This window comes from Thauera sp. 27, assembly GCF_000310125.2.
Classification (GTDB): domain Bacteria; phylum Pseudomonadota; class Gammaproteobacteria; order Burkholderiales; family Rhodocyclaceae; genus Thauera; species Thauera mechernichensis.
In genome coordinates, this window is the sequence record NZ_AMXB01000040.1 from 36,477 (window position 1) to 42,476 (window position 6,000).

At 68.4% G+C, this 6,000-nt stretch carries 4 protein-coding genes; 1 reads left to right on the forward strand and 3 read right to left on the reverse strand.

All coding sequences use genetic code 11. The features are described from left to right. Positions 1-276 precede the first annotated feature (276 nt). Entirely contained in the window at positions 277-1,047 is a 771-nt protein-coding gene (locus tag B447_RS18005) for a GntR family transcriptional regulator (RefSeq protein ID WP_002943841.1), read from the forward strand. A gap of 110 nt (positions 1,048-1,157) precedes the next feature. Here the strand turns inward: B447_RS18005 and B447_RS18010 are convergent, their stop codons facing one another. From B447_RS18010 to B447_RS18020, 3 genes are all read right to left on the reverse strand, one after another. Then, on the reverse strand, positions 1,158-2,372 hold the full coding sequence (locus tag B447_RS18010; RefSeq protein WP_037983130.1) for a lytic murein transglycosylase: 1,215 nt from the start codon (positions 2,370-2,372) through the stop codon (positions 1,158-1,160). A gap of 106 nt (positions 2,373-2,478) precedes the next feature. Further along, a complete protein-coding gene (locus B447_RS18015) occupies positions 2,479-4,617 on the reverse strand; it encodes a M1 family metallopeptidase (protein WP_002943845.1) in 2,139 nt (712 codons plus the stop codon). Positions 4,618-4,621: 4 nt separating this feature from the next. After that, the gene (locus B447_RS18020) at positions 4,622-5,833 is read right to left on the reverse strand and encodes a ChaN family lipoprotein (RefSeq protein WP_002943847.1); all 1,212 of its coding nucleotides are present in this window, start codon (positions 5,831-5,833) and stop codon (positions 4,622-4,624) included. Positions 5,834-6,000 lie beyond the last annotated feature (167 nt).

Consider the following 6,000-nt stretch of genomic DNA (forward strand, 5'->3'; position numbering starts at 1 on the left):
ACCGGACATAGAAGTCTCCAGCAAGGATTCAAAGAGGACTCATGATCGCTAAATTGGTCAGACCACTATACCAATTGCTGAGCTAGACTAAGGGTGCCCTGGAGTGCTGTCAATCAAAAACATCAATTTTTCGGATACATGCATAAGGGGGCGCCAGCTCGACCTGCCTGCGGCAGCCGCAGCTGTTCATCCACCGCTTGCCGGCAGCAGCCACAGCAGCTAGATTCCAGCCGCCGACCAAACACTCAGTGCATGCCGGCCCTCGGAGAAGGATCCATGAAAGCCACCCCCCTGCAGCAACGCCGCCTCGCCGACGACATCATCGACCGCATCGAGACCCTGATCCTCGAGGGCAGCCTGCGCCCCGGCGAGCGCCTGCCGGCCGAACGTACGCTGGCCGAGCAGTTCGGCGTGTCGCGGCCGTCGGTACGCGAGGCACTGCAGAAGTTGATCGCGCGCGGCCTGCTCACCAGCCGCCATGGCGGGGGCACCTTCGTCAGCGAGACGCTGGGCTCCTCATTCCGTGACCCGATGAACGATCTGCTGGAGCGCAACCCGGAGGCGCAGCGCGACCTGATCGAATTCCGTCACACGCTGGAGGGTTCCTGCGCCTACTATGCGGCGCTGCGCGCCACCGAGCCCGACCGCGAGCGGCTGAGCGCGGCATTCGAGCGCGTACAGGACTGCTACCTGCGCAAGGGCCGGGTCAGTCGCGCCGAGGAAGGCGCGGCTGACGCCCACTTTCACCTTGCCATCGCCGAAGCCAGCCACAACGCAGTGCTGCTGCACACCATCCGCAGCCTGTTCGACCTGCTCGAGCGCAACGTGGTGACCAATATCGGCGGCATGATCCCCCTGGGCAGCGACATCCGCGACGCCCTGCTCGACCAGCACCGCACCCTGTACCGGGCAATCATGGACCGCCGTGCCGAGGATGCACGCCAGATCGCCTGCGCCCATCTCGACTATGTTCAGGAAGTGCTGGCCGAGACACGCGACGAAGCTCAGCGCGTCGCCCGCGCCCAGCGTCGGCAGGCAACAGCCTGACCCTCAGCCGGCGCGATCGCCGCCGGTCGAGCCGGCAACGCCCCCTACGACGGCCCTGACGGGCCGAGGGCCCTGCTCCGGCTCAGCGATCAGCATTCCATCACCAGCGCCTACTGGCGCCCCGCCTGCGCGCGCAGTGCGACCAGCGCACGCTGGCCGGCACGACCGTCTGCCGTCAGCCCCAGTCGCAGTTGCTCCAGCTTCAGGGCCTCGCGGGTGCGTGCGCCGATCATGCCATCGGCGGCACCGATGTCATGCCCACGCTCGATCAGCAGTTGCTGCAGTTCGCGACGCTCGGCACGCGACAGTCCAGGATCATCGGTCGGCCACGCCGTCACGAAACTGCCCGCGCCGCGCAGCCGGTCGGAGAGATGGGCGATCGCCAGTCCATAGCTCTCGGCGGCGTTGTAGGAATACAGCGCATCGAAATTACGCGTCACCAGGAAGGCCGGCCCAGGCTGCCCCGCAGGCAGCAGCAGGCCGACCGGGGTTGCGCCGGCTGGCAACGGCGAACCATCGACCCGCCTTACGCCGCGAGCCGCCCACTCGCTCATCGGCTGCTTGTTGCGCCGGCCCGCGCCCGCGGTGTCGAAGCCGCGCGGCAGGCTCACCTCGAAGCCCCAGGGCTGGTCGCTGCGCCAGCCCGCGCGCTTGAGGAAGTTGGCCGTCGAGGCGAGCGCATCGGGCACGCTATCGACCAGGTCGCGGCGTCCGTCGCCATCGAAATCCACCGCCAGACGCATGAAGGTGCTGGGCATGAACTGGGTGTGGCCAAACGCACCGGCCCACGAGCCGGTGAGACGCTCGGGTGCAACGTGGCCATCCTGGATGATCTTGAGCGTGGTGAAGAACTCGCCGCGGAAGAAGGCCTGCCGGCGGCCGAAGCAGGACAGCGTCGACAGCGAGGTCAGCAGCGGCCGGCTGCCGAAGTTGCGTCCGTAGTTGCTCTCCACCCCCCACACCGCAACGACGGTAGCGGCATCAACCGCATACTCGGCCTCGACGCGTGCGAGCACCGCACGCCATTCGGCGAGCATGGCACGGCCGTCGGCCACGCGCTCCTCATCCACCAGGCCAGCCATGTAGTCCCAGATCGGGGTGATGAACTCGGGTTGAGCGTCGAGGAAGCCGAGCACCGCCATGTCCGGTGCCAGCCCCGCAGCGTGCGCATCGAAGGTTGTGCGACTCACCCCTTTTGCGGCCGCCTCGGCACGCAAGCCCGAGAGGCAGGCGGCAAAGGCAGCCTCGTCAGCAAGCGCTGGGGTAGCGGTGGAGAGCACGCAGAGGCTCAGGGCGGTGGAAAGAATGGAGCGGCGCATGGACATTCCGTTGCTGTCGAAAGGGGCGCATGGTGCGCAGAAGGGTCAAGAGCGGTGAGGCATGCGGGACATGACCGGCAGAGGGACGGGCAAGCGCACATGGCAGTCTATATCAGCGCCCGACCGCCACCGCCCGGCCAGGTGCATCCCACACGCCGCGCGCCACGACACGGCTGCCTTCGAAGACAAGCCAGCTCTGGCCGCCGTAATGCGGCAACGGACGCAACAAGGCCTCGAGTGCGGCGGAATCCTGCGCCGACACCACCGCCAGCGGCGGGCCGTCGCCTTGCGCCAGCGTCCATACCTGGGCGGTTCCCCTGCCCCGCAAGGCCTCCGGCCGGGCAGGCAGGCCGTGATCGGCGAGCACGGCATCGATGGCGTCATGACTGCCGACGAGCAACACCGGCTCGCGACCACGCGTCAACGCTTCTACCCCGGACGCCTTGGGCGAGCGCTCGAAGATGCGCTGCGCCAGCGCGCTGGCCGCCTGCACCATATCGGCTTGCGCATCGGCAATCACAAGGTGTGGCGAGCGCGCCAGCACCCATTGGCGCAGGATCGGTGGCAATTGCTCGGCCTCGGGCAGGCGCCAGACCCGCAGCTCGGGGTCGAGATGCAGTTGCACCGGCTCGAAGTCGAAGTCAAGTTCGACATCGGCCGACGCAGCTTCCAGCCTCACCCAGCGCATCTCGCGCGCGGACTCGCCGTGGACCACGAGCGGCAAGTCAAGCGTATGCAGGGGCTCGTCCTGCGCCAGGCTGATCCGCACCCGAGCCCCGGACGTATCCTGAGAACGGCCGCCAGCCAAGCCATCATCCACCCTCGCCTGCCCACCCCCGGCATCGACGATGCTCGCCGCGACGACGCGCACCTGCGGCCCGCCGTGCAAGGCGACCCACTGGCGGAAGAAGCCCTCCAGGTTCTCCCCCGACACCTGCTCGAACGCCGCCTGCAGCTCAGCCCAGCCGGCGATGCGGAAACGCTGCTGCGCCCAGAACAGTCGAATGCCACGTTCGAATACCTCCTCGCCCAGTCGGTCACGCAGCATCACGAACACCATCGCCGCCTTGCCATAGCCCACCGCCGCCGCAGCAGCATGGGTGCGCGACCGGAAGGCCGCCAGTGGCTGGTGCCCACCGGCCGGCACCGCGGCGAAGTCGCGCAGCCAGCCCAGGCGCATCTCGCGCGCCGCCTCAGCGGACTCGGCCTCCTTGTAGGCGTAGTCGGCCATGAAGGTCGTCAGCCCCTCGGACCAGTTGCCGCGCATGTAATCCACCAGCACGCCGTTGCCCCACCAGTTGTGCAGCACCTCATGGCCGAGCGAGGTGGCACGGATGAACGGCAGGCGCAGCACCTGCTCGCCGATGTAGGTCAGCGTCGGCATGCCGAAACCGGTCGGCAGCGGGCTGGCAACCACCGAGAACTCGGTGAAGGGATAGGCGCCGATACGTTCGCTGTAGTGCTCGATGTAGCGCAGGCTGTCGGCGAGGTAGCCTTCCGCCAACCCCATCTCGGTGTCGAGCGCATGCGGGAAATAGGTGCGCAGGCGCAGGGGCCGGCCATCGGCCTGTACATGCTTGTGCTCGCGTACTGCCCAAGGCCCGGCCATCAGGTCGATACCGTCGCTGCGCTGGTCGAACTCGAAAACGGCGCGGTAGTGCGGGTCGGCAGCGGAGGGCAGCGCCTCCTCCACCAGACGCCCGGCGACAAGTGCACGCTGCTCTCCAGGCACGGACAACTCGACCCGGTAGGAGAACAGCGCGGCCGGGCGCGGATACCAGGCGCTGCCGGCGGGCAGGAAACTGCCCTCGGGCGCCGCCATTGGAGGCATGCCCTGCAGCACGCCGCGATGGTCGCGGCCCCTTTCGAGCACAGCGAGCGTGCCCGAGTACTCGATGCTCAGGGGCGCACCGTCGGGCACCTGTACCCGCCACCCTCGCAGGCTGCCGCGCTGCCCGGCGGGCTGCAGCTTCAACGGTCTGCCTGCCGCACTTGCAGCCCGCGGCGTCAGGCTCTCATGAAGCACGAAGCGAAAGTCGCGCTCGGCAGGCAGCACCTCCGCACGCACGACGAGCACGCGCACCGCCGGATCGAGGCGGACATCCAGCCTGAGTTCGAAGGCATCGGCCTCGCTGTCGCGCAGACCGTCACGCAGCGCGGCGGTGCCAGTGGCCGCCGATGCCGCAAGAGGCGCGACCAGCAACCAGCCCAGCACAAGCAGCCACAGGGTGCGCGCGACCTGCACCGCCACGCCCTCAGCGCGCCTGCGCCGGGAAGCGGACCACCAACTCCAGCACCTCATCGCCGCGTCTGAGCTTGAGCGGCAGCCAGGTGCCCGGCGGTTGCTGGCGCACGGCAGCGATCAGGTGGATGTTGCGCCTGACCGGCGCACCGGCGGCTTCGGTGATGACATCACCGTTCAGCAGCCCGCTGCGTTCAGCCAGGCTGCCGGCGCTGACCTCGGCGATACGCACCCCGTCGGCCTGCTCATCCAGCGACACACCAAGCCGCGGCGGGGGCGGTGGCGCCTGGACAGCGTCGGGTACCGCGAACACGGCGTCAGCCAGGCGCGGCGCCAGGAGCCGGCAATCGGTGCTTGCCGGCATCGGTAGCAATTGCCCTATCGAGCCCACGCCCAGATCATCGAGCTGGTGCGCGACGCCATGCCCGAAGCGAACATGACCGCTGCCCATGATGCCCACCGCCAGCGGGCTGTCGCCATCCGGCTTGGTGTGGGCCTTGCGCGCCGCCGCCAAGGCCTCCGCCATTGCGCGATCCCAGGTGAGCTGGGAGTCGACAAAGTTGCGGAAAGCGGCATCGCGCCGGCTGCTCGTGCGCGGACCGTGGCCGCGCATGCCGGCATGCTGGCGATGGATCTCGTACAGGAAGTCCTCGTAGTCGCGTGAGGCGGGCGCAGGCGTGCCCACGCCCTCGCGCTCGGCCTCGGGTACTGCGTTCCAGCCCTTCTGCGCCACGTTGCGTGTCAACACGGCCTCGACATTGAGCGCCACCATCGGGATTCGATGCAGGCGCGCGAAATGGAACAGCGGCAGGTAGAGCTCGGCCGGCATGCTCCACACCTTGCCCCAGTCGGACGCCGTCAGGAACTCGGCTTCGCTCAGTTCGCCCGCTACCCAGCGGTCAAGCACCGACTGCACCCGGCGCGGGAACATCTCGAAGCCGATCACCATGTGCGGCCGCTGCGCATGCAGCGCTGCAAGCGTGTGCAACTGCCAGCGGTGATGATCCATGTCGTCGTGCTGCTCCCCCAGCAGCACGACATCGCGCCGCGCCATGGCAGCGAGCAGCGCGCTCGACTCGGCCCGCTCGGGCTGCGCGGTATCGAGCCTGGTCCAGGCGCCGGGTGCAAGGCATGAACCACCCGGCTGAGCAAGGGCTGCGGAGGAGGCCAGTGCCAGAAGGCCAGCGGTAAGAATGAGGGCGCTGGCGCGGATCGTCGGGGACATGATGAGCAGCTCACAGAAGAGACTAGCGGTAGAGCACACGGCGCTGGCCGAGTTCCGGTAAGGGCCGACGGGGAAGCCTCGTCGCTTGAGCTTGAATGAACGCATCGCCTTCAACGGCTCGCGGCTGGCGCCGCTCCTACGGCGGGGCGCGGTGCGGGAGCGGCGCC